We start from the raw sequence: 25871 nt of genomic DNA, 5'->3' as shown, positions 1-25871 counted from the left end.
AAGATCAAACCGTATGAGACTTTACCTGGACAGTGCGAAGAAACGACTGCTCTCCTACAAGGACCTGGCCGAGAAAACCTTCCGGCAGCTGAACGATCAGCAGATCCACTGGCAGCCTGCGGGCCAGCCCAACAATATTTACATCATCGTCAAACATATGAGCGGGAATATGCTGTCGCGCTTCACGGATTTCCTTACCAGCGATGGTGAAAAACCCTGGCGCCAGCGCGACGCCGAGTTCATCGACGATGCGCCAGACGCTACCATGGCCGATTTGCTGGTTATGTGGAACAAGGGATGGGATTGCCTCATCAGCGCCATCGACAGCTTGTCGGAAGAAGACCTTGGCAAAACGGTCTACATCCGCACCGAACCACATACCGTGATGGACGCCCTCAACCGCCAGCTTTCCCATTATCCGTACCACGTAGGCCAGATCGTGTATCTCGGCAAGATCATGCGGGCAGACGCATGGGACAGTTTATCCATTCCCGTGGGGCGGTCGCAACAATTCAACGACGAAAAAGCCGCCGGCAAATGAAAATACCCATCCTCTTCCTTTCGGCCGCGATAGCGCTCGCCGCCTGCAATTCCGGTAAAACGAACGCCCTGCTGCAACACAAGAAATGGAAAGTCTACGATGTGACCGTTCCCGCGGGAAGTTCATATAATCACGTACAGGCTTCGCAGGCCAAAGACCTGAAAGACGGATATTACAGCGACGCTTACTACCAGTTTCTCGACAATGACCTCTTCATCGCCACCATCGGCGGTGTGCCCGACAGCGGGAAGTATTCCCTGCTCAGCAATGGCAAGATCATTTCGGTGACGGGCGCCAACGGATCGCGCGGGTCTGAGCATTTGGTGGAGGTAGTGAAATTGACGGACACGGAATTCGACATGAAAGTGACGACCGGCGAATATTATTTCGTACTCCGCACCCGCAAACAATAACATGGTCAAGATAACAGACAGTATGCCTGGCAGGACGGTCGTTTGCGACGGCCGTGAAATGCTGTTCTTCTCCGGGTTTTCGTACCTGGGGATGCACACGTCTCCCGTTTTCCGGCAATTGCTGGCGGAAGGACAGGAACGCTTCGGCAGCGTGTACCCCAGCAGCCGCATCGGCAACCTGCAACTGCGGTTGTACGAGGAGCTGGAACATGCGCTGGCGGTGCATACCGGCCAACAGGCGGCGGCCTGCTTCTCGTCGGGCTACCTTTCCGCCCAGGCGGCCGTTACCTACGCCGTTACCCGGGGAACGCCGTTGTATGCGCCCGGTGCGCACCCTGCATTGCGCTATCCCGGAGCGGCGGTGACTTCCGGCAATTGGGAAGCCTGGCTGGATACGACGGTAGACATGCTCAACCGCGAGCCGGACCACACTTACGTACTCATCAGCGACGCGGTGGACCCGTTGCGCGGCGAAGTGCATGATTTCAGTGCATTGGCGCGCCTGGAGCGTAAAGCCCTCGTCCTGATCGACGATTCGCACGGGATAGGTGTGTTGGGCGCGCGGGGTGAAGGGATTTCAGGGATGTTGCCGGCCTCGGAGAACGCGCATTACCTGATCACCGCATCACTGGCGAAGGCGTACAGCCTGGAAGGTGGCCTGGTGGCGGGGCACGCGGCGGATATCGCCGCCATCCGCCGGCTACCGCTTTTCACGGCCAGCACGCCGATCATTCCTGCGAACGCATACGCCTGGCTGAAAGCGGAGCATGCTTTTTCGGAGGCACGCAAACTGCTCCGCGGCAATATTACCGCACTGGAACGGCTGACCGGTCCCATCGATGAACTGCCGCATCCGTACGAACTGCCCATGTTCGTGCTGGAAGACCCGTCGGAAGCCGTGTATAGCTGGCTGCTGTCCCGCGATTCGCTCATTTCTTCCTTTGCCTATCCCGATCCCCAGGGCGACCGTATCAACCGGATCATCCTGTCGGCCCTTCATACACCGGACGATCTCGAAATGATCGCCGCCCAGCTCGTTCAATATTATTCCCATACTTAAATGCTCCGCTTCATGTTCAAAAAAACGCTCGCCGCCATCGCATCCCTCTGCCTCACGATCCCTGCTTTTGCCCAACAAACGCTGCTGTACAGGATTTCAGGCAACGGCCTCACACAGCCGTCGTACCTCTACGGGACCGTCCACCTGATCTGCGAGCAGGATTTCAAAATGCCCGGCGGACTGGAAAAAGCGGTCAAAACCACCCAATCGCTCTACCTCGAAGTAGATATGGACGACCCGAAGCTCATGCTGGCCATGGCACCGCTGCTGCAAAGCAACGAACCGGGCTATTCCCTGTCGGACGCCTTTACCCCGGCAGATTTCAAAAAGCTGGACCGTTTCATGAGCGACAGCCTGGGCATGGACCTCGTCAACTTTAAAAAGATGAAGCCCATGGTGTTGCTCAGCGTGATCCTTCCCAGGATGCTGGAATGCAAAACTTCCGTTTCCTACGAACAGAAGCTCATGGAACTGGCCAAAGGCGCCGGCAAGCCGGTGGAAGGGCTGGAAGACATCACCGACCAGATTGCCGTGTTCGACAACATGCCCGACTCGCTGGAGGCGCGCATGATCATGGACTATATTAATGACATTCCCAAGCAGAAAGCGATTTTCAGCCGGCTGATCGCCAATTACAAAAAGGGCGATGTGGCCGCGTTGCACCAGATGCTGGGGGAATCGCCCGAATTCAAAGGATATGAAGATGTGCTCGTGTACAACCGCAACCGCAACTGGATCCCTGTGATGGACAAGGCCATGCGGCAGAACGGGGCGCTTTTTGCCGTGGGGGCCATGCACCTGGGCGGTGAGAAAGGAGTGATCAACCTGCTGAAGAAGAAGGGTTTCAAGGTGGAACCGGTGAAATAAATAATTGATTATCAAATGCATTCAACGCCGTTTTCGTAGGAAGACGGCTTTTTTCTTTGTACTGCGGAGGTAGCGCGATTCGTCAACCGCAAACCGGTTTCATCATGTAAAACAGGCTGTTGGTGTATCGAATTTTTAGTCCGGCGAACGCCGGTATAAGTTTGCATCATCAAATTCAGTGTATGCAAACCTTTTTAACCGCTATCATTTCAGCAACTATTCTTTCCGCAGCTCCTTCCGCCCATGCGCAGCAAAAGAAAGACAGCATCCCCGCTCCTTCCGTCAAGCAGCTCAAGACCCATGAAGTCACCAGCACCACGCCCCCTGTTACCATGCAGGGCGGCACCATGATCGTGAACGTCGGGAAGTCGGTAACCGCCGCGGGCTCCAATGCCTGGGACGTGGTCACCAAATCTCCCGGCGTCATCACAGACAATAACAACAACCTCCAGCTCAACGGCAAGCCCGTGACCGTTTACCTCGACGGGCGGCCGGCGCGCCTCAGCGGGGAAGACCTCAAAACCCTTCTCGCCTCCACCGCAGGCAGCAACATCGACAAGATCGAGCTGATGAGCATGCCCAGCGGTAAATACGACGCGCAGGACGGCGCCATCATCAACATCAAAATGTTCAAGCCCAAAGACCTCGGCACCAACGGCAACATGACGCTGACCGGCGGCTTCGGGCGCTACCTCCGCACCACCGAGGGCATTACGCTGAACCACCGCAGCAAGGGCGTGAACCTGTACGGCGGGTATGATCATAACTATGCCCAAACGTTCACCCACAACACCAACGACCGGCTGTATACCGACGGTTATGTGCTCACCGAAAGCGATTATAACCGCGAAAACAAGCATACGCATAACCTGCGCGCAGGAGCCGACTTCGACCTCTCCAAAACCTCCTCTGCCGGGGTGCTCATGAAAAGCATGTTCAACCGCCGCACCCGGCTGGGCGATAACTACACCACCCTGCCGGACTCCATTTTCCGCCAGGGCGCCACCGGTACGCAGCGCCTCGTCAATCCCAGCGTGAACGCGTACTTCCGTACCGCCAGCGCCAAAAACAAGAACGAACTGACCATCAATGCCGATTACTTCAATCACCGTAAAGACTGGGACGACCAGTTTTCCGGCCAATACCACGCTTATGTGACGGAAGCACCCATCGGCAGCTCCACCCACATCCGCAACTTTACCGAATCCGCTATCGACCTGTATTCCCTCAGCGCGGATTACACCCAGCAGTTCAAAGCGTTCAAGCTGGAAGCAGGGTTGAAGACCACCTTCACCGAAACCGACAACAACATGCATTGGGAAACGATGGAGAGCGGCAAATGGGAAAACGATCCCAGCAAAACGAACCACTTCATATATAAGGAAAACGTGAACGCAGCGTATGCCGGCGCCACCAAAACCATCAAGAAATGGACGTTCAGCGCCATGCTGCGGATGGAGCACACCAATGCGAAAGGGAACAGTCTGACCATGGACCAACAATTCTCCCGCGATTACGTGCAGTTGTTCCCCAGTGCGTCTGCCTCCTATGCCATGAGCCAGACGGACCAGTTCAGTTTCAGCTACCGCAGGAGCATCAACCGTTTCGGGTTCGACATCGTGAACCCTTTCATCACCTACGTGAACGCTTACTCGCTCCGCCAGGGCAACCCGAACATCAAGCCCATGCTTTCGCAAGCGGTACAGGCCACCTGGAGCCACAAATACCAGCTGTTCACCACGGTGGCGTTTACCCGGATGACCGACAACCTGAGCATGACCTTCCGCCAGGACCCCGTCACCAAAGTGCAGATCATGAGCTTCGACAACCAGACCAATTTCAACCTGGCGTATGCGAACGTGGTGTGGGTGAAGCCCTTCACCCCCAAGATCCGCTCCACATTTACCGTGACCGGCCTGTACCTCGGTATTAATACCAAGCTGGACGGTATCGATTACAAGAAGAACAGCGTGACCGCCTTCGCCAATATCCAGAACTCCTTCACGCTGCCCAAGGGCTTCACGGCAGAGGTGAACGGCAACCTGCGCGGGCCTATCATGGCGGGCTACGCCGTCCTGAAAACACAGGGGAACGTAGACCTGGGGCTGAGCAAAGCCATCATGAAGGGCAACGGCTCCCTGAAACTGGCGGCGGTAGACATCTTCAACACGAACCAGATGCGATACAAAGTGCAATATTCATCCATCAATAACCTGGGCAGGATGAACATGGACACGCGCGCCGTGAACCTGACGTTCAATTACAAATTCGGCAACTCGAACGTAAAAGCCGCGAAAGCGCGGAAGAACAGCATCGAGACCGAATCCGGACGAACATCCACGCAACAGGGCTTTTAACCATTTAACCAGGAAGCCCCCGCATGGGGGCTTTCTCGTCTTATTTTCAGTATTTTTGAACGAAAGCACACCCTCCTGCACATGTTAATGGACAAAACCGGCCAATTTTTTAAACGGGAATGGAAAAGGATCCTGACGCTGTTCTCCATCGCGCTCGTCTGGAACATCATCACCTTCCTTTTCATTTACACCCTCGACCCCGACCTCACGGCGAACGCCTACGAACGCTTCGGGGGCACGTGGATCACCATTTTCCGGTCGGTCGTAGAGTTCACCATCACCTACTATGTGCTTATTTTCCTGGCCTGGCTGCCGGGCTTGCAGGAAAACCGGTGGGGGCGCTTCGTGGCGGTGGTAGCCATCCTCTTTGCCGTTAAGTTCGGGTACTCGATGTTATACGAATACGCCAAAACGGTGTATGAAGTAAATGGCCGGTCGGACAAGGTGACCAAATTCATGACGGCCAACAAAATGTTCGTTTTTTCCCTCACACAGATATTCACCTACCTGTTCAATCTCGCCATTACCTTCGTGGTGGCCGTTTTCATGCATTTCAGCCGCCGGGAGAAATTGCAGAAGGAACTGGAAAAGCAGAAGATGGACGCAGAGCTCAGCGCCATCAAGTACCAGATCAACCCGCATTTCCTGTTCAATTCGCTGAGTTTTATTTATAGCAAGACGGTGCCCCTCAGCGAGGAGGTATCCAACGCCGTACTGCTGCTTTCGGACATTATGCGGTATGCTTTGGGGAAGGAAGAAGACGCCGAGGGAAAGGTGGCCCTCACCAAAGAGATCACCCATATGAAAAACGTGATCGGGATCAACCAGATGCGGTTCAACAACAAGCTCAGCATCCAATACAGCGAGCAGCTCGAAAATCCCGGTGCGCGCATCGCCCCGCTCATCCTCATCACCCTCGTGGAAAACGCGTTCAAGCACGGCGATCTTCTCGACCCGGCCAACCCGCTCGTTGTCCGCACCGAAGCAGACGACCAGCGCATCCGGTTTTACATCGGCAATAAAAAGAAACAGGGGCCCAAGGAGCTCTCCACCAGCATCGGCCTCAACAACGTGCGCCAGCGGCTGCAATTGACGTACCAGGGAAACTACAGCTTCACCATCAACGAAACGGAACATTTCTATACCGCCGAACTGATCATTCAACTGCATAAAAAATGATTAACTGCATTATCATCGACGACGAGCAGCACGCCATCGACCTGCTGACGCACCACATCCGCCAAACGCCTTTCCTCAACCTCCTCTATTCCACCACCGACCCGCTGGAAGGCTTGCAGGTATTGCATCAGCATAAAGTAGACCTTATTTTCCTCGACGTCCAGATGCCCTCCATGACGGGGATCGATTTCATCAAGGCCATCAACGGCAAATGCAAAGTGATCCTCACCACCGCCTACAGCGAATATGCCATGGAAGGTTTCGAAAACGAAGTGGTGGATTACCTCCTGAAGCCCATCTCCTTCGCGCGGTTCATCAAAGGGGCCCAGCGCGCATTGACGCTTATCCAACCCGCAACACCGCCGGTGAAAGAAGACAGCGACTTCATTTTCGTGAAAACCGAACAGAAAGGGAAACTCATCAAGATCAATATCCGCGATATTATTTTCATCGAAGGATTGAAAAACTACGTGAAGATCCACATCCGGAACGGCGAAAAGATCATCGCTCTGCTGAACATGAAAGACCTGGAAGAACGCCTCCCTGCCGCCGATTTCGTGCGCACCCACAAATCGTTCCTCCTCGCCACCGGCTCCATCCGGATGATCGAAGGGAACACCGTCCACCTCGACAATTCCGACGAAAAAGTGCCCGTAGGCGATACCTACCGCGAAACGTTCATGAACCTCATGAAAGACAAAATCATGACCAACAAGAAATAACGCATTGCGGCCACGGAAAATTGAATCCCGGCGGCCCTTTTCATCCGATATTGCTAAACGAACGGCTAAAACGGCGGCTCCCGGCATGGGTGGCGCCGTTTTTTATATGCAAACCGGATATTATATTTGTTTACCCCCGGCGCTGGCAGCATGGCGTCCCGGTTCAACCAAATCCCATTTCAATTTTAGCTATGAAGAAGATCTTACTCCCCGTACTCCTATGCTGTTCCGTGACGGCTTTCGCCCAAACGCCGGAACAGTGGAAATCCATCAGCACCGAAATTGACCCGGCGGCCAGAACTGCGATCGACGAGATCGTCCGCCGCATCGGCGACAAGCGCGTGGTGGCGATCGGTGAAGAAACCCACGGCACCGGCGACTACTACAAATTCCGGCACGCCCTCACCCGGAAGCTCATCGAAGAAAAAGGCTTCACCGTGTTCGTCCTCGAAAACCCGCACGAAGACATGGCCAGCCTCCAGGCCGGCTTCGGCAAAATACCCCTGGACACCCTCATGCGGCGGCACCTGTTCGAGATCTACCAGTCTGCCGAGATGAAGGAGTTCCTCCAATGGCTGCAGGCATCTCCCCAGGGTAAGAAAATGAAGCTGGCCGGTTGTGACGACAGCTTCCGGGAAGTGACGCCGAACCTGCTGCAGGAGCGCCTGTCGAAATACAATAATGCGCTGCTCAACGAGCTTTTGGCCGATTACGCATTGCGTGGCAGCATGCGGGCGGCCCAGTATTATGCCCTCCCCGGCAAGCAGCGCGTGGTGAATTCCGGCAAATATAACGGGGCTTACGACTATTTCGCGGAAACGTACGGCGTTGTAGACAGGGTCGACAGCATTTACCGCACGCTCCCGGAAAAAGACGAGCTCGCGGAAGACCTGCTCTTCCACGCCAGGAGCACTTTCGCCATGGCGCCCGCCGCGCTGCGCGACGTGTATATGTCCAGGGATTCGCTCATGGCGGCGCGGATCAACCATTACGCGAAAAGGACCGGCGCCAAGGTGATCGTTTGGGCGCATAACGCACACGTCGCGAAAAAACCGGTGATCGATGATATCGGGCGGATGGGCCAGGAGCTACAGATCGCCCATGCCGGCCAGTTCATCAATATCGGCCTGAACTCGGGCGATGGCAGCACCTATTCCTACATTAAAGTCCGCAACATCAACGCAGACCACAACTTCCGCGACCCCATCTTCCAAAAAGAGCTCCTGCCGCTGAAAGCGGACTCCTGGAACGCGGCGATGCAGGCGTATGCGAAGAAAAGCGTGCTGTTCGATTTCAACCGGGCGAAACCGGCGGACAAATCCGCTTTCGAAACGCCGAAACCCTATCGTTTCGTAGGCTACGGCATAGAAAAAAGCGAAGACGATTCCTATTTCAAATCGGCGCCGGCGCTGCTGTACGACCTCGTGGTATTTATTCCCGTCACCCAACACACAAAACCGATATTCTGATGATCAAAGGGGCCGTCGTTTCCATATGCTGCCTGCTGATGCTGCGGCAGGCGGTTGCACAGCCGGTGATGGACAGCACCGGTATTTCCCGCCGGGCGCTGGAATATTATCTATCGCGGGCCGTTACCATGGCGGAGTTCCTGGCGGTAGACCCATACGGCAACGACGGCCCTTATCCCTACAAAGAAGACGACATCAGGCTCATCCGGAACATCGGCGCCAAGTTCATCGGCCGGGCCATTTACCGATGGGGCCACGAAACCGACCTCGGGAACGCGGATTTCCTCGCCAAAGCGCAGGGCCTCATGCGCAGGGTGCATGCCAACGATCCGGAAGTCATTTTCCAGGCGGCGGTGTTCGAAGCCATTTCCCGGCAAACCGATAGTCTTACCGTACCGGAATGGACTTTCCTGGCGATGGGGCTGCCCGTCGAGCACCGGCGCTTCCGGTATGCGGACATGCTCAATACCAACGGCAAATTCGTGGACCACTGGGGCAAAGGGAGGAGCGTTCCCGATATTACCCGCACCGAATCGCAGCTTTGGCTCATGTTCCTCTGCGGAACGTATATCCGTTTGGGCTGTGAGGCGCTGCACATGGGCCAGGTGAACCTGATGGCCATGGCCGACCGTGACTGGGCGGCCTGGGACGGGTTCCTGCAAAAGTTAAGGGCGTTCGCGCGGCAGGAGTCACGCCGTGGATGGGTATTGCTGGACGCGCATACGCCGCATGGCGGAATGGTGACCAAAGGCAGGAGCCTGCTGGATTTCAACTCTTTTCCACTGCGCATCAAACCGGTCGTGGATAAGCCGCAGCAAGGGGTGCTCCAGATGGGTTACCTCGACGCGCTGTACGGCCGCAGCAAAGGGTGTGTAACGCCTTCCGGGTGGGAATGCGCTTCCCTGCCCTATCTTGTTGAGTTCGATAACTTCGGGATCAGTCGCGCTCCGGGCGTGGCCGATACCACTTCCCATTACATCTGGGGGTACGACGAGATATCCTGGTTTTACCTTCAACCCGAATCTTACCGCAACCAGTGGCTGCGATATGCGTACGACTGGCTGAAAAAGAACGACAGCAACGGGTTTCTGCAAATGCCCATCGCGCGGGTGGTTACCATTGAACGGGGGAAGGGCATGATCCGCAACCGCGGTAATACGCGCTCACCGCAATGCCCGGACGGGTTGAATGTTGAGGAAACCGTCCGCCGGATCTGGCGGACGCGCTAAGCCGCGATCGCCCACAATCCCCAGGCTGCCAGTGCGGCTACAACGGTGTTGAGAAAATTGACGGCGTCGTTTTTGATCACGCCATTCCTTTCCAGCGTTGCTCCCAGCACGGAATCCGCGAGATTACCCAACGTTCCGGCGACTACAACGATCCAGCAGCCGGTCCACGAGCCGGTAAACGATACGAAAATACATCCGATCACTGCCGATGCGGCGATGCCGAAAAGCGTTCCTTCGCGGCTGACCACGCCATCGCGCCCATTTTCGTCTTTCCCGAAAGTCAGTATGTTGTAGAACCGCCGTCCGTACAGCGTTCCCAGCTCGGAAGACACCGTGTCCGCCGCTGCGGAAGCCATGGTGGCGGCCAGCATCAGCGGATAAGGAATGACTACGGATGGTGCGGCCACGATCAGCAAACAGATGAGTGCCGCTGCGCCGCCGTTGGCGAATACCTGACCGGCGTTCCGGCGTTGCTGCGCGTCGCCCGTGAGCGCCTTGCGGGATTTGCCGTGCGCCGTGGCGAGGGTGCCCATGGCGAAGAAGGCGATCAGCATGCCCAGGCCCAGGTAACCGGCGCCGGTGAATACGATGATCCCCGTGAACCAGGCTGCTACTGTCGCCGGCGGGGTCAGTTTCCCGAGGCGGAAAGCAGCCGCGGCGCCGGCGCCCAGGGCGAGGATGACGAGGAGGTATTCGAGCATGGGGGCAAAGGTAAATATTTACCGGGTTCCGGGACGTTCATTCCGGCGCAAAAAATAAGGGCGGTATTGCTACCGCCCTATCTTCTATGGTTCAGATTCAGGGTTTCGATCAGGGATAAAAAACCTTCCATGTAATCTTCCAGTTGCCGGGCCGGAATATTCTAAAATGTACTGCAGCGAACATATCGTAATGATCGTCTTTGCCGAAAGTAGCGCCTGGCACCCACCACTCAAATTCGCGGTCCTGGGTATTGAACGGATACGCTACATCGTATTCCAGGCGGTTATCGAACTTGCGGAAGGCGAATGTAAAATCTTCCATACGCTTACCTTTCTGTTTGCTGCCTTCGGGGAAGGATTTGGGATTTATTACTGAACCATCCGGTGCAATAAATTGGAAAGTCACGGTGCTACCCTCTCCCATATATTCTACTTTCTGAAAACGAATATTAATGGAATCGAAGTAGGGATAACATGCCTCGTCGTAATCTGCACAAACGATCCATGCATAGTCGTTACGGTATTCAAAATCGGCGCCTTTCACCACCTTTATCTCCAGAGCGTTGGTGATTACGCGGGAACCGGCGCCGTTAGTAACTTTTACGTCGATGAAATAAGTGCAGGAGTCCATTTCGTAGCTTTCCTTGCGGAAGATGATGCGGCCATCGTTCTTATTGATCTCGAACACGGGACGTTTCACTTTCTTCTTCTTTTTTTCGAGCTCTTCGAGGGTTTTCTCCTGTCCGGTGAATTCGTCGATCCACTCCACCGCGTCTACCTGTTGCAGCATTTCGGGAGCGGGCTGGCCGTTCCATTTGCGGATGGCGGCCAGTTCTACGGTGATGGGGCCGGTAGATCGATCGAGCAGCAGATCCCCTTTCATGACATCGCGCCCGGTTTCGAGTGTCATGATCTTGTCTCTATACCGGATATTTTCTCCGAAGTACCCGTCCTGCAAATCCACTTTTCTGCATCCGTATGCGAAGCTTCCGATGACGGCTGCTCCGAGTAGTATTTTAATTATAGTCGTCTTCTTCATGATTGCATTTTTTTTAATATCCCGCATGAAATATTATTTGAAGGGGAAATTGAAGGTATGCGTGCCGTTGAGCACCTGGATGTTCCCGTTGGTAGCCTGCAGATCTGTGGTGATCACGATACCGCTACTGATCCAGGGGTTCCAGCGCTTGCCATTTACTTCTGTTTCGGGCCATGTGTTGTTGGCATCGAAGCGGCGGCTAAAGAATTTCGCATAACCGTTGTGATACCAAACGCGGAAAAACTTTGGGCCGGCTTCTTTCACACCGTTGTAATCGTCGCGGCGGGGAGAGTCCAGGAAGAGGGAATCTCCAGACAGCGTTTTAACGAATTGTCCACCACCTTTTGCAGCTTCGTAATCAAAAGGCACTTCCTCCCGCCAGACCCTTACATTGGGGAGAATGTATTTCGACATTGCCTTGCGGAGGGTATCTGTATTCATCGTATCCAGTTTGGCGCCACCTATCTGTTTGAGGTATTTTACAACACAAAGGTCTTTGGGTGCGATGAAGGTGATATTGCTCTTCTTCACTTCCTCAGCCAATCCTGTTTTGTCCAGTATCCAAACAATGGTATCGAACTCCAGCGGCCGGCTTTTCAGGAAGTCGTATATGTTCATGTCGAGTTTGCCCGTATGCACGCCTCCATCGAAGAAATGTTCCTTCTGGCAGGCGGTGGTCATCACAATTGCCACCACCATTAACCAATATTGACGAATGTATTTTTTCATGTTTTCAGTTTTTTTTCGGTTAGTACCGTTGCCAGTAACGCATTTGTTCCATATTGGGGTTTTCTGAGAAAGCACGGTTGGAAACCGGCCATGTCCAGGCACCGTCATTGAACTCTTCCGTGGTCATATCGGGCCGGGTGGGCACTTTATTATAATCCGGGGAAATGATGAGCTTTGTGCGCACCAGATCGTAGTAATAATGCCCTTCGCCTATAAGTTCGCGGCGGCGTTCTTTGAAGATCTCCAGTGGCAGGTCGGTATCAGCCCCTGTCCATTCCTTCAGCCAAACTCTTTTGCGAATCTGGTTGAGATCCTTACGGGCATCATTAAAGTTCCCAAGGCGCGCATTACACTCGGCCCTGAGCAGCTGAATATCTGCCAAACGGAATATCACGATGTTGGCATGATAAATGAATCTTACGGGGTCTACCACCCATGCATATTTGGTGTAAACGTATTCATCTGGTTTGGTGCTGCTGCCTGTTTTAGGGAAGAAAGCTACAACCCGCTGATCTTTTGTTGAGTCCGGATATATTGTTTTTGGATCTTTCAGCCTGTCCAGCACGCGGGACCCTGCCGCGTTGGAGGGATCTTCGACCTTGAGGTTATTGATCGTCCACAACGGCTCGTTCCGGTTGGCCAGGTTGGGGCCATACAATGTGAGGTTCGCAAGTGAGGTATTTCTACCGACTTCACCGGTAGCAGGATCAAAGTCGATTTCCATAATCCCTTCCGAACTTCTGCCCCGGAATATGGTCGGATACTGGAGGAATACGGGTTTTTCAGGGGTGGGAATACTGTCCCAGATCAACTTGTAAACACCGCTGCTGATGACTTTCGTAGCAAATTGCACCGCCTCCGCATCTTTATGGCGCCATGCCAGCGAATGCGCAAGCGTAGCCTGCACCATACCCCTGGTAGCGCGGATGGCATTGATCGACGGGTTACTATATTGCAATGGCAAAACCGATTCAACGGCTTTCAATTCAGACTCCACAAAATCCAGCACCTTATTATAGTCAGTGCGGCCCAATTTCGCTGTAGTGCGGGGCGCCGTTACCAGCGGCACATTCCCCCATACACGTACCATATAGAAGTAGGTGAATGCACGTACAAACCGGGCTTCAGCCTCATAATGCGCACGGTTGAAGGTAATGAACTGTTTTTCGGGTACGCGGCCCGCATTTTCCAAAACGATATTGCATTGTTCTATCACCTGGTAAAACGGTGCCCAGTTAAACAGGATACCATCCCAACCATTGGTTGTTCCCCATTCGCTACGCAGCCTGTTTTTTTTCAGCGCAGCATCGGTACCAGAACGGATTGGGTCTCCGGTAGTATAGGAAGTAAGGTTCAGCCCCCTCCTGTCTCCGTACATAAAGAAACGCGGTTGATAACCGTTAGGGTCGTTCGTGTTCATCGGGCTTTCCACCAAAGTGGAGCGCAACAAGGCATAAGCTCCGGCCACTGCGCCGTCGAGATCACGCTCATTCGCCCAATATTTACCATCCGGAATGGCCTGGATCGTGTCTATGTCCAGCTGTTTGTTGCAGGAAAAGGCCGTTAATCCCACCATCCCCATCAGCAAATAATATATTCCTCTTTTCATACGATGCTAGTTGTTTGGATTAGAAAGTCAAGTTTAAGCCCAGGGTAATTTTGCGGGACAACGGATAGTTACGGCCGCGGTCGTACCCGGACGGGAACTCGATGCCTTCCGGATCTCTGCCGGAATATTTCGTCAGGATGAATACATTTTCCGTATTGGCGTAAACCAACGCTCTGTCCAGCCCGATCCTCCGAATGGTCTTCGAAGGAACGTTATAGCTGATCATGAGGTTTTTCAGGCGCATGAACGAAGCGTCTTCGACGAAAGCACTCTTGTAGTCATAAATGTTCCAGAATGTCTGAACAGAACCGGTCCAGTAATCGAGCGTCGGGAAACGTGCATCTTCCGCACCACGGCTGCCGGGAGCGAAGCCGAAAATGTCATATTCTCCGAGTGGGGGAATGCCGCCCCAATCGAGGGAGTTGCCGTTGAAATAATCGAAGGATTTGTAGTTCGGATTATAACCACCCGTTACTTTGGTAGAGTTCCAGTAGCGTTGCAACGCGGAGTTCACCACTTTAACACCAAATCGATAGTTGAACATCATGTCTACAGTGAAGTTCTTATACGAGAAGGTGTTCGTCCAGCCGCCTTCCAATTTGATGCTGGGATCACCTACCCACATACGGTCGTTCACTTCACGCCCGCCATCGCCGTTCAGGTCATTGATCTTGTAGTCGCCGTTAAGGTCGAGGAAACGGGGAGAACCGACGCGGTAAGGCAGATAGCCGTAATCGAAGTAGAGTTTTTTACCAGAGAAGGGATCCACGGGCACTTCGGCATCACTTTGCCAAACGCCGTCGTTCACCATGAACAGGTAACCATACGGTGCGGAGCCTACTTTTACCATGGTGAGCTGATCGAGGTACCAGGGCTGGTTGTTGTTGGGCAGTTTCGCAACTTTTGTGGTATTGCGGGCCAGCGTCACCCGGGTCGACCAGTTAAATCCACCTGGCTTGGTGGAATTAAACACCTTACCGGAGAGCGTCAACTCGAAGCCTTTGTTCAGCATGTCTACCCCGTTGCGGTTGATCATCGAATAGCCGGAGCTGGTGGGCAGCGTTTCAGCATAGGTGCCGCCTTCTGTATAGCGCTGATAGAAATCGGCAATTAAGCTGATCCGGTTTTTCAGCACGGCAATTTCAATACCGAGGTTCGACTGATCAGAATATTCCCAGTCCAGCTCTCGATTCTGCATTTGCGCAAAGTTCTGCACCGCTACAGGTGTGCCACCGTAAGTAGAAACATAGTTTTCCTGGGGTTCTCCGAATCCGCCGCCGATTGGCAACAGGCTGCTGATGCTTCCGTAGTCCTGCACGAACTGGTTCGCGGTTTTACCCCAGCTGTAACGCACCTTCGCTTCGTCGATCCAGGGAAGGTTGTTTTTCACGAAAGGCTCCTGGGTAATACGCCAACCCACCGAGAAGGTGGGGAAGTAACCCCAGCGGCGGTCGGGCGACAGCTTGGAGGAACCGTCTGCGCGAAGAGATGCATCGAACAGGTATTTTTCACGGAAACCATAGTTCACCTTACCGAGAACGGATGAGGTCGCGTTCGCGCCAAATCCCGTTTGGGTTACGGTATTCCTGCGCGAATATCCGTTTACGATCTGTATATAATCGGAACCTCCTCCTGTGCCCTGAATGATGGTGGATTCCATGGTGTTCTTGTTGAACTCCTGCACCACGAATGCACCGTAATTATGGTCATTGTTAGCTGAAGTACGGTTATAAGACAGCTGGTTAGTGATCGTATAAGCGTTGCTGGTGCCGTTGTACTGGCCGGCTTCGGAAATGCCATTGTTAGCCACACCTGCAAAGAAGTAATCACGCTTGTCCACTGCGTAGCTGATCGACCCTGTGGAGGTGAAAAGCAATTCAGGCGTGAACTGATACATTACCTGCAAGCTGGTGTTGACGGTATTGGTAAAGTTCTTGTCACGGTTGCGCGTATATGCATCGAGCATCCCCCCGCCATAGGGGCTCTTGTCGGGCACCATGTAAACAGATGAAGGAACGCTCCAGATACCGCGGGAACTGATACCCTGCCCGTTACGGCTGTTGCCGCGCGAACGGTCGGTGCGGCCCAGGTAAGATTGCAGCTGGATAGTCGTTTTCTTATTCGGCAACAGGCGGCCGGTGAAACTCGCCGAATAGCGTTTGAAACCGGTATTGAGTAAGATGCCCTGTTCGTTGTAATAACCACCGCCCAGGCGGAAGTTCCCCATTTCGTTGCCAGACGAAACGCTGGCGTCGTAGTTCTGGATACGGCCTGTACGGAAGTACATGCTCTGCCAGTCGGTAGAGTTGTTGAAATACGGGTTGAGGCTGTCCGTCATCTGGATAGGCATGCCCGTCATCTGCTGATCGTACGGCGCAAAGCGCTGCCAGATGTCGACTTTCGCTTCACGTTCGGCCTTGCCGCCCAGCATAGGGAACAGCTGCGGAGCAAAGTTCACGCCGTTATACGCGCGAAGGTCGATTTTAGGCTTGCCGGTTTTTGCCGTTCTGGTTTTGATGATGATAACGCCGTTGGCACCACGGGAGCCGTACACGGCAGCGGCGGCGGCGTCTTTCAATACGTCGATGGACTCGATGTCGTTCGGGTTCAGCCAGGAAATGGGGCTGTTGCCGGTGGCGAAATCGTTGGCGGAAAAGCTTTTCGAGCCCGCCCGGTCTGCCGGCACCTGGATACCGTCCACCACGTACAGGGGATCGGAATAAATCCGGTTGTCGTTAAAGCTGGAAGCCACGCTGGCGTTACCGCGGATAAACACTGGCGCGCCGATGCCCGGTGCACCCGAGTTGTTAATTACACCCAAACCAGCGATACGCCCCTGCAGCAAATTCACCACCGATGCTGCCGGGATGTTCTGGATCTCGTCGCCCTCAAGCCGCGTAACTGCAGTGGTCAGGGTTTTGCGTTTCTTCTGCTCGTACCCGGTGATCACAACGTCTTTCAGTTGTTGCGCATCCGATTGCAGTACAACCTTGAAATCGGTGCGCCCTTCCACTTTGATAGTGGTACGGGTGTACCCCATGAAGGAGAATTCCAGCGCCGGACTGGCAGATTTTAAGGTCAGGGTAAATTTTCCGTCGGCCAGGGTTGCCGTACCGTTGGTGGTCCCCACTTCCCGGATAGATACCCCGGGCAGGGCCTCACCTTTGGCATCCGTCACTGTACCGGACACCTTTCGGTCCTGAGCTAGGGCAACAGCATACGCTGCCCCTAGCAGGACCAACAAAAAGAGTAGCTTCTTGGTCATACAAATCTTGATTGATAAAACTGGTAATGATGCTGAACGTATTGCAACGAAGTAGAACTTCTTTTGCAAATCGTTCAACCGAAAAATAGAATGTTTAAAATTTTGTTAAATATCCGGGCATCAAATCATGATAATGCCATTACATTTCATCAATCGAAAAATATGTCTGACTTAAAACGTAAAAATTAGTTGAATTATTAGTTTGATTATCAATAATATACGTACTTGATAAATTCAAAGATATTCTTACGATTTTTTCGTATCACAATTTACCATCGATTTTGCATAAAATAACATCAATGCAAATATGTCTGCATGACAATAAGATGACATACGCTATTGGAAGATCATCACCTCCATCTTCCCATTTTCAGTAATAGCCGCCCGGTACATCCCCGCCGTGTTAAAAGGCATCGCGATCCGTCCGTTCCTGTCGATAGCGATCAGTCCACCATCGCCCCCCAGTGCCGGTACTTTCTTCATTATCAATTCGTTCGCCGCATCCCGGACGCTCATTCCCTTATATGCGACCAAGTCGCAAACCGTTTTCGCCACCGCCAACCGGATGAAATACTCACCCCAACCCGTACACGAAACAGCACAGGTCGCGTTGTCGGCATACGTCCCGGCCCCGATCACCGGCGCATCCCCCACCCGGCCGTATCGCTTGTTGGTCATGCCCCCGGTAGACGTAGCCGCCGCCAGGTCTCCCCGCCGGTCGAGCGCCACCGCCCCCACCGTCCCGAATTTATAGTCGCGCATCTCCGCTCCCAGCCTCGCGGAAACCGCCGTGTCCGCATGGTCCAGCAGCTGCCGCGTCGAATCCAGCTGCCGGGCGCGCAGCAGCCCCTGCCAACGTTCCTCCGTCCGGAAATAAGACGGGTCCACGATCTCCAGGCCCGCTTCCTTCGCGAACGTCTCCGCTCCTTTCCCGACCATCATAACGTGTTTACTTTTCTCCATCACCGCCCTGGCGGCGGATATCGGGTTCTTCACCACCGTAACGCCCGCCACCGCGCCGGCTTCCAGCGTTCTGCCGTTCATGATCGCCGCATCCAGCTCATTCTTCCCCTCAGCCGTGAACACCGCCCCCTTGCCGGCATTGAAAAGCGGACAATCCTCCATAGACCGTACCGCCGCCTCCACCGCGTCCAGGCTCGACCCGCCCTTGCTCAGCACATTATAACCCGCCGTCAGCGCAGCTTTCAGCGCATCGCGGTAGGCCGTTTCCTTTTCCGGCGTCAGTTGCGATCTCAAAATGGTACCGGCCCCGCCGTGAATGACGAGCACGTATTTTTCCTGGGCCGATGCCCAACCGGTTTGTACCAGGAGGCAAAAAATGAGTAAAAAGCGCATGGGATGGGTTTTATTCAAATTTATATGTAGCAGAATCAATTGGCAAACATTTTGGTAATGACTATTTTTGCCGGAATAAATCGGAGTTCCCTGAAAAAAGTTCGCAAAATATTGACCATTGCCCTGCTGAGCCTGCTGGGCCTGTTACTCCTCGTCAGTATCCTCGTCAATATTCCCTACGTTCAGAACCTGCTGGTCCAGGAAGTGACGGCGCGGCTGTCCAAACAGCTCAACACCCGGGTCGAAATCCGCCACGTCAACTTCCGCCTGTTCAACAGCATGCGCCTGGAAGGCACGCTGGTGGAAGACCGGAACAAAGATACCCTCCTTTACGCAGAAGCCCTCCACGTACGCATCACCGACTGGTTTTTCATGCAGGAAAAACCGGTGCTCAAGTTCGTAGGGCTCGAAGATGCGCAGGTCAACCTCATCCGCCCCCGGAAAGACTCCCTCTGGAACTATCAATTTATAATAGACGAATTCGGCGGCGCCCCCGTTCAGCCGGCCAAAAAACAGAAAACCGGCATTTCGCTCGACCTGAAAAAAGTGGATTTCCGCCGCGTGCGGTTCAACCTGGTCGACCAATGGGTTGGCGAAGACATGAACGCCTCCGCCGGCCGCATTTACCTCGACGCCGAACAGCTCGATCTGCTGACCCGCAACATCAAGATCAACGAGCTCCTGCTCGATCAGCCCTCATTCGTAGTGTCCAGCTACCCGGCCAGCCCCCTGCGAAAGCGCCGCGCACCTTCGCCCGCCGCACCGAAACCCGTGCTGGACTCCGCCACCATCGTGCCTTTGCGATGGAATGCCGACAACTGGAAACTGATCGTCAAATCCCTCACGATCAAAGACGGCGCTTTCGGCGTCAACAACCTCAGCGATTCGGTGCCTTCCACCGCCGGGCAATTCGACCCCTCGCGCATCCGGTTCGCCCAGATCAACCTCACGATCTCCAACAGCCGGCTCGTGAAAGACAGCATTTTCGCGGACCTGGCGCTCAGCACCCGCGAGCGCAGCGGGTTCGAGGTGAAATCGCTCAAGGCGAAATTCAAGATGTCGCCCGTAGAAATGGAATTCAACGATCTCGACCTGGTGACCAATAACAGCCACATCAAGGATTATTATACGATGCAATACGAGGACATGGCCGACCTGGGCGACTATGTAGACCTCGTGACCATGAAGGCCAATTTCCGCGAAACCCGCCTGTCGTCTGACGATATCGCGTTTTTCGCGCCGCCGCTGTCGGCCTGGGATACGGAAATCCTGGTGAATGGATCGGTGGAAGGGCCGGTGAGCAACCTTTCGGCAGACAGTATGCAGCTGCAGGGCGGAAAGGCGACGCGGCTCCGGGGGAACTTCAGCATGAGGGGGCTTCCGTACATCAACGAAACCTTCATCGATTTCAACGCGCGGGAGCTCACGACCAGCGGCGCCGACGTCCGCCAGTTCTTCCCCATGCTCAAAGACATCACGGCCGTGAAAACCGAGCTCATCCAGCGGCTCGCCTTCCAGGGGAGCTTTACCGGGTTCGTGAACGACTTCGTGGCCTACGGGAAATTCCAGACCAACCTCGGCAACCTCGATTCCGACATCAACTTCAAAACGAGCAAAGACGTGCCCGTATACTCGGGAAGCTTGACCACGTACGACTTCCAGCTCGGCGAGCTCCTCGGCAACACCATCGTGGACCGGGTAACGATGAAAGCCAAGGTGAAAGGCGAAGGTTTCAATTTCAAAAACCTGAAAGCCGCGGTAGACGCAGATATACAACAGATCGGGCTATACGGCTATCAATATCAGAACCTGAAGACCGAAGGCGAAATGAACCGGAAGTTCTTCAACGGTGCGCTGACCGTGAACGATCCCAACCTGGATATGGACTTCACGGGAACGATCGATTTCAACAGCCGGCTGCCCATTTTCAATTTCTATTCGGAAATACGCAACAGCGACCTGAAAGCGCTCCACCTCACGGAAGATTCCATCACGCTGCAAGCCAAAGCCGACCTCAATTTCGCCGGCAGCAACATCGATAACTTCGACGGCACCGCCCGGCTGTACGACCTTTCCCTGTTCAAAAACCGGAACCGGGTGGAATTCGACAGCCTTTCCGTCTACACCGGCACCGAAAACGGGCTGAAAACCTTACGGGTACGGGGGAACGAGGTAAACGGGTTCGTGCAGGGAAGCTATAGTTTCATGGAATTGCCGTACGCTTTCAAACTGTTCCTCAATAAATATTATCCCAGTTTCTTCAAATCGCCGCCCATGGTCAATGCCGGGCAGGACTTCACGTTTGCCCTGGAATTCGGGCAGGTGGATAAGCTCATCGCCGCATTCACCAACGATGTGAGCGGGTTCGACGGTACACGGATCGAGGGGGCGCTCAATACGCTGACGGGGAACGTTTCGCTCAACGCGGTGGTCCCTCAGGCAGCTTTCCGGGATTTCGGGGTGAGGAACCTCGTGCTCAAATCCACCGGCGATTTCAGCCGTATCAACGTAAGCACGAGCCTGGGCGAAGTGTTGTTCCAGGACAGCGTCATGTTCCGCAACCCGCTCATCCTGGCCAGTTCGGGGAAAGACACCTCGCTCATCAAGCTCGACCTGCAGGCGGAAGACACCACTTCCCTCAATGGTTTCTATGCGCGGCTGGTAACGGTTGGCGATGGCGTGAAGATCCACTTCCTCAACAGCTCCTTCACCGTGAACGGAAAGCCCTGGAACATGATGTCGGGGAACGAAGTGTATTGGAGCACCGATTTTCTCACCGTTCATAACCTGAAAATCACCCGCAACGACCAGGCCATTACCATCAGCACCAACGAATTCAATCCAGACGAGTCGCGGTTCATGATCAACCTGAAAGACCTGAACCTCGCCGACATCATCCCCCACGGCCTGACCAACTACCTCATCGAAGGCATGGCCAATGGCGATATCGACGTGCACGATCCATTCGGGCGGCTGAGCGTGGATGCGGACGTGCGCACGAGCCAGTTGCGGGTAGACAACGACTCCATCGGGCTGGTCAACTGGAAAGGAAATTACGACCATCCCAGCGGGCAGCTTTCCTTCGACGTATCGGCCGACAATTCGCTGGCGAGCTTTACGGCGAAAGGCACAGTGGGCCTCAGCGACAGCAACCGCGTCCTGAACGCGTCCACCGACCTGAACAACACTTCCATCAGCCTGCTCGATAAATACCTGGGAGATTACGTGAGCGAACTGACCGGTTCGGCTACCGGCCACCTCGACGTGACCGGCACTACCGACAAGCCATCTTTCCGGGGATCGGTGAAGGTGCAGGATATCGGGATGAAAGTCAATTATCTCGGAACGCGGTACAAAATCCCCCTGCTCCATGTGCATCATATGGACGATAACCTCATCGAAATGAAGCCGTTCACGCTGATCGACAAATTCAACAATAAAGCGGTAGTGAACGGGTTTATCCAGCACCAGAACTTTTACGATATGGTGTTCGAGTTCGACGTGCAGTCGGACAAGTTCCTGTTCCTGGATACGGGGCCGACGGATAACGACCTGTATTACGGAACGGTGCTGTCGCAGGGAAGGGTATATTTTACCGGTCCGCTCGAAAACCTCGAGCTCCGTGTGCTGGCGCGCCCGCTGAAGGGCACGCATTTTTACCTGCCGCTGAGCGACAGCAAGGATATCGGCAAGCACGAATACATCCGGTTCAAGCAATACGGGAAAGTGGTGGAAGAGCAGAAAAAGAAAAGCGACATCAAGCTGAACGTGAAGATGGACATCGCCGCCAACCCCGACGCGCAGATCGATGTGATCCTGAACGCGTCCACGAACGATGTGATTTCCGCCAACGGAACGGGCAACCTGGCCATCAATGTGAACCTGGAAGGGGATTTCACGATGTACGGCAACTATACGATCAATACCGGTACCTATAATTTCAGTTTCCAGCGGCTCGCCAGCTGGAAGTTCGATATCGACAAGAACAGTACGATTTCCTGGAATGGCGATCCTGGCGAGGCTTTGGTGAACATAACCGCGAAGTACAGCATTCCCAAGGTGAGTTTGTACAACCTCAGTACCGCCGCGGCCTCTGGCGCGGCAGGCGCATCGGCTACAGACGACAAGCTGATGAACCGTTCGGAGCGGGTGGATATTTTGCTGTACCTGCGGCAGTCGCTCACGCAGCCGACCATCACTTATGAGATCACTTTGCCGGACGTGGGTTCCATGGCGTATGAGAGCGGTGTGGCATCTCGGCTGAAGGAGATCAACTCCAACCAGAACCAGGCTTTGTACCAGATTTCGTACCTGCTGGCAACGGGGCAGTTCCAGCCGCCAGACGGCAGCGCCAATGTGGCGATTACGGGCAAGAACAGTGTGGGGCAGGCTTTGAGCGCGCAGGCTTCGGCGATCCTGAACAACTTCTCGAATACTTTCCTCAAGAATGCGGGGATCGGTTTCAATGTTAACTATACGGCATATAACTTCAATAACAGCGCCAGCAGTTCGTATGACCGGAACCTGGTGAGCACGGGCATCACGAAATCCTTCCTGAACAACCGGATACGTTTGTACGTAGGCGGAAATTATGACTGGGGAAGGGTTTCGGCGAGCTCTTCCACGCAAAACTTCGCGGGCGACTTCCGGATCGAGTATTTGCTGACGCCGGACGGGCGTGTCCGTCTGAATGCGTTCAGCAAGATGGATTATGATGCATGGTTGCTGGACAACCGGATCCGGAGTGGTGTGGGGATGTCTTACGTACGCGATTTCAACCGGTTCGGCGAGCTTTTCAGCGACCGGCGGTTACGGCGGGTCCAGGACAGCATTGCGCGGGCTGCGATGCTGCGGAGGATGCAGGAAGACAGTTTGCGGCACGAGGACCACGAGCATGAAAAAGACTCGGTGGACAGACCCTAAAAAGGTATACATACCACGTTTAAAAAATGAACGGAATGAACGGCTCCTAAAAAATTTTCGTATTCGATTTATGGCTACATTTTCATCAAAATCAGATGAAGATGCAAACTACTATTCATGTAACACAACCGGTGAAGATGGCTGAATTGTCTGCCATGACACATGAGCAGAAAAGGGATCTCATTCAGCGTTGTATTCAGGTAAATGCTAAAGGAAGGGATTTCTGGATGACGTATTCGGAGATCGCGGAATGCACGGGATTGACGCGGAAGGAAGTTAAAAAAACCATGTATGCCAGCGGGACGTGCTTTCTCGAATCATCCTGGAGAATGGCGGACGGCGAAATTCTCGTTACGGTGCGGCAACTGTATGAAGACCGGACCAGTTTTTTTGAAAAAGTGTTAGCGGCTTTTACCGGACAGCGAGACTAGTATTTCATGTCTTAAAACTTTAGCGAATGATGGAGCCATTCATCCATTCTCCTGCATTCTGTTGTATGCTGGGAGGGTTAACCGTTCCTATTGTTCAACAAATCGAACCTGGCCATACCGTCGAAAATGGGATACAGAGCGGCTTTCGCCTATTACCATTTTTGGGCTCCACGCTGATGTATGCAGCAGTCGGGGCGATTGCGGGGCACATTTTCTTTGAGGATTATGCAGTTTCTTCGAAGATCAGGTATTTTGTTACCGGGCTTATTGCGCCCATTATCATCAACAGGATGATCAATTCGGCCAGGGATTTGTTGAACAGGGTTAAAGCGACGGAAAAACTGAGACCTAAATAAGCGCGGTATGGTTTTATCGGACGGCGGTCAAGGTTGCGGAATTTTAGTGCAATGCCTGATCGCAGTTCCCTGACGGACATCCAGCGGTGAAAAAGATCAAGGCCCACGTTCCTTTCCGGACCGTGAGCCTTGATGCTTATATGTTATGAGCGTGAGCCGGTTATCCTTTCAGGATTTCGTGCCCGAGCTTATCGCGTTTCGTTTTGAGATAGAACTCGTTGTGGGGGTTGGGGTGGATTTCGATCGCCACGTTTTCCACGATCTCGAGGCCGTAGCCTTTGAGGCCCGCGCGCTTGCGGGGATTGTTCGTGATGAGGCGCATTTTCGTCACGTTCATATGGCGGAGGATTTGCGCGCCCACGCCATAATCGCGCTCGTCCATCCCGAAGCCCAATTCCAGGTTCGCTTCCACGGTATCTTTGCCTTCTTCCTGGAGTTTGTAGGCTTTGAGTTTGTTCATGAGCCCGATGCCGCGCCCTTCCTGGTTCATATACAAAATGAGGCCTTTGCCTTCCTTTTCCACCATTTGCATGGCAGCCTGCAGTTGTTCGCCGCAATCGCAACGGAGGGAATGCAGGATGTCGCCCGTAAAGCAACTGGAATGGACGCGCACCATCACCGGGTCTCCCTGGTTCCAATCGCCCTTTTTCAGCGCCATGTGCATGTCGCCGGAATTGACCTGCTTGAAAGCTACCAGTTCGAAATTGCCGTATTTGGTAGGCATCTGCACCCGTACTTCTTCCTCGATGAGGGATTCGGTACGGAGGCGGTACTCGATCAGGTCCTTGATGGAAATGAGTTTGAGGTCGAATTTTTTGGCGATCTCGCGGAGCTCGGGAAGCCGGGCCATAGTGCCGTCTTCATTCATGATCTCCACCAGTACGCCCGCAGGTTCGAAGCCGGCCAGGCGCGCCAGGTCGATCGTAGCTTCGGTATGCCCCGTTCTGCGCAGCACGCCGCCTTTTTTAGCCCGCAGGGGGAAAATGTGCCCGGGTTTGCCCAGTTCTTCGGGCCGGGTGTTGGGATCGATGAGCGCCTGAACGGTTTTGGCGCGGTCGGAGGCGGAAATGCCCGTGGTGCAGCCGTGGCCCAGGAGGTCGACAGACACGGTAAAAGGCGTCTGGTGCAATGCGGTATTGTCGCGCACCATCAGATCGAGCCCCAGCTCCTCACAACGCTCCTCCACAAGAGGGGCGCAGATCAGTCCGCGGCCGTACATGCTCATAAAATTGATCACTTCCGGTGTCACGTTGCGCGCAGCCGTAATGAAATCCCCTTCGTTCTCACGGTCTTCGTCATCCACTACAATGACCAGTTTCCCCTTCTTTATATCCTCAATGGCGGATTCGATAGTATCCAGCATAATGATTCTTCTATTGTGAAATGAATGTGCAAAGTTAGGATATAAAATCGACGTTTGACGCGCCCCAGCCCCCACCCTTCCCCTCCCGGCCACCCTTCACATATTAAACTTTTATTAATTTGAAAAAATAAAAATCTGTCCGGAAGACATTTAAACAAATCACACCTGTTTTCAGTTATAAAAGGAGGAAATCAAAATCTAAGGGCACAATTGTTTCCGAATATTCAACATGTAACAATTTGTTAAAGTCAAGTTAAATTTT

Annotated in this window: 19 protein-coding genes; 12 read left to right on the top strand and 7 right to left on the bottom strand. The window is 53.8% G+C overall.

What is annotated here, in order from left to right:
- The first annotated feature begins 13 nt into the window (after positions 1-13).
- From ACQKLP_RS10115 to ACQKLP_RS10075, 9 genes are all read left to right on the top strand, one after another.
- Positions 14-541, top strand: coding sequence for a DUF1572 family protein (locus ACQKLP_RS10115; RefSeq protein WP_427322526.1), 528 nt, complete (start codon positions 14-16; stop codon positions 539-541).
- On the top strand, positions 538-954 hold the full coding sequence (locus tag ACQKLP_RS10110; RefSeq protein WP_427322524.1) for a hypothetical protein: 417 nt from the start codon (positions 538-540) through the stop codon (positions 952-954). The genes ACQKLP_RS10115 and ACQKLP_RS10110 overlap by 4 nt, the downstream gene beginning before the upstream one ends.
- A 1-nt stretch (position 955) precedes the next feature.
- Positions 956-2014, top strand: a complete 1059-nt coding sequence (locus tag ACQKLP_RS10105; protein ID WP_427322522.1) for an aminotransferase class I/II-fold pyridoxal phosphate-dependent enzyme — start codon at positions 956-958, stop codon at positions 2012-2014.
- 12 nt (positions 2015-2026) lie between these two features.
- Positions 2027-2881 carry a TraB/GumN family protein gene (locus ACQKLP_RS10100; protein ID WP_427322520.1) on the top strand — a complete coding sequence of 285 codons (855 nt, stop codon included), beginning with the start codon at positions 2027-2029 and terminating at the stop codon, positions 2879-2881.
- A 182-nt stretch (positions 2882-3063) separates the two neighbouring features.
- Positions 3064-5238, top strand: coding sequence for an outer membrane beta-barrel family protein (locus tag ACQKLP_RS10095; RefSeq protein WP_427322518.1), 2175 nt, complete (start codon positions 3064-3066; stop codon positions 5236-5238).
- Positions 5239-5319: 81 nt separating this feature from the next.
- A complete protein-coding gene (locus ACQKLP_RS10090) occupies positions 5320-6417 on the top strand; it encodes a sensor histidine kinase (RefSeq protein WP_427322516.1) in 1098 nt (365 codons plus the stop codon).
- Positions 6414-7139 (top strand): LytR/AlgR family response regulator transcription factor, encoded by a 726-nt coding sequence (locus ACQKLP_RS10085; RefSeq protein WP_427322514.1) that lies wholly within the window; start codon positions 6414-6416, stop codon positions 7137-7139. Before ACQKLP_RS10090 ends, ACQKLP_RS10085 begins: the two co-directional genes overlap by 4 nt.
- A 191-nt stretch (positions 7140-7330) precedes the next feature.
- The gene (locus ACQKLP_RS10080) at positions 7331-8608 is read left to right on the top strand and encodes an erythromycin esterase family protein (RefSeq protein WP_427322512.1); all 1278 of its coding nucleotides are present in this window, start codon (positions 7331-7333) and stop codon (positions 8606-8608) included.
- Positions 8608-9837, top strand: coding sequence for a hypothetical protein (locus ACQKLP_RS10075; RefSeq protein ID WP_427322510.1), 1230 nt, complete (start codon positions 8608-8610; stop codon positions 9835-9837). The genes ACQKLP_RS10080 and ACQKLP_RS10075 overlap by 1 nt, the downstream gene beginning before the upstream one ends.
- Here ACQKLP_RS10075 and ACQKLP_RS10070 read toward each other — a convergent pair.
- The 6 genes from ACQKLP_RS10070 to ACQKLP_RS10045 form a co-directional block, all read right to left on the bottom strand.
- Positions 9834-10538: a DUF92 domain-containing protein gene (locus tag ACQKLP_RS10070; RefSeq protein ID WP_427322508.1), complete on the bottom strand. Its 705-nt coding sequence runs from the start codon at positions 10536-10538 to the stop codon at positions 9834-9836. The genes ACQKLP_RS10075 and ACQKLP_RS10070 overlap by 4 nt on opposite strands.
- A 109-nt stretch (positions 10539-10647) precedes the next feature.
- Positions 10648-11577, bottom strand: a complete 930-nt coding sequence (locus ACQKLP_RS10065; protein ID WP_427322506.1) for a DUF5007 domain-containing protein — start codon at positions 11575-11577, stop codon at positions 10648-10650.
- A 33-nt stretch (positions 11578-11610) separates the two neighbouring features.
- Positions 11611-12306, bottom strand: a complete 696-nt coding sequence (locus tag ACQKLP_RS10060; protein WP_427322504.1) for a hypothetical protein — start codon at positions 12304-12306, stop codon at positions 11611-11613.
- A 19-nt stretch (positions 12307-12325) separates the two neighbouring features.
- The gene (locus ACQKLP_RS10055; RefSeq protein ID WP_427322502.1) at positions 12326-13915 is read right to left on the bottom strand and encodes a RagB/SusD family nutrient uptake outer membrane protein; all 1590 of its coding nucleotides are present in this window, start codon (positions 13913-13915) and stop codon (positions 12326-12328) included.
- A 19-nt stretch (positions 13916-13934) separates the two neighbouring features.
- Positions 13935-17180: a SusC/RagA family TonB-linked outer membrane protein gene (locus ACQKLP_RS10050; RefSeq protein ID WP_427322500.1), complete on the bottom strand. Its 3246-nt coding sequence runs from the start codon at positions 17178-17180 to the stop codon at positions 13935-13937.
- Between the two features lie 336 nt (positions 17181-17516).
- A complete protein-coding gene (locus ACQKLP_RS10045; protein WP_427322498.1) occupies positions 17517-18536 on the bottom strand; it encodes an isoaspartyl peptidase/L-asparaginase family protein in 1020 nt (339 codons plus the stop codon).
- A 111-nt stretch (positions 18537-18647) separates the two neighbouring features.
- Here ACQKLP_RS10045 and ACQKLP_RS10040 point away from each other — a divergent pair, with 111 nt between their 5' ends.
- From ACQKLP_RS10040 to ACQKLP_RS10030, 3 genes are all read left to right on the top strand, one after another.
- Complete coding sequence (locus ACQKLP_RS10040) at positions 18648-23459, top strand: translocation/assembly module TamB domain-containing protein (protein WP_427322496.1); 4812 nt, start codon at positions 18648-18650, stop codon at positions 23457-23459.
- 101 nt (positions 23460-23560) lie between these two features.
- Positions 23561-23890: a hypothetical protein gene (locus ACQKLP_RS10035; RefSeq protein ID WP_427322494.1), complete on the top strand. Its 330-nt coding sequence runs from the start codon at positions 23561-23563 to the stop codon at positions 23888-23890.
- A gap of 26 nt (positions 23891-23916) precedes the next feature.
- Complete coding sequence (locus ACQKLP_RS10030; protein ID WP_427322492.1) at positions 23917-24246, top strand: hypothetical protein; 330 nt, start codon at positions 23917-23919, stop codon at positions 24244-24246.
- Between the two features lie 160 nt (positions 24247-24406).
- Here ACQKLP_RS10030 and ACQKLP_RS10025 read toward each other — a convergent pair whose 3' ends face one another.
- Positions 24407-25609 carry a bifunctional 3,4-dihydroxy-2-butanone-4-phosphate synthase/GTP cyclohydrolase II gene (locus ACQKLP_RS10025; RefSeq protein WP_427322490.1) on the bottom strand — a complete coding sequence of 401 codons (1203 nt, stop codon included), beginning with the start codon at positions 25607-25609 and terminating at the stop codon, positions 24407-24409.
- Positions 25610-25871: the final 262 nt, after the last annotated feature.

The organism is Chitinophaga sp. NPDC101104 (assembly GCF_050277495.1).
Taxonomy (GTDB): Bacteria; Bacteroidota; Bacteroidia; order Chitinophagales; family Chitinophagaceae; genus Chitinophaga.
Note: the sequence above shows the minus strand (reverse complement) of the source record. Positions and strands in the feature narration are given on the sequence as shown.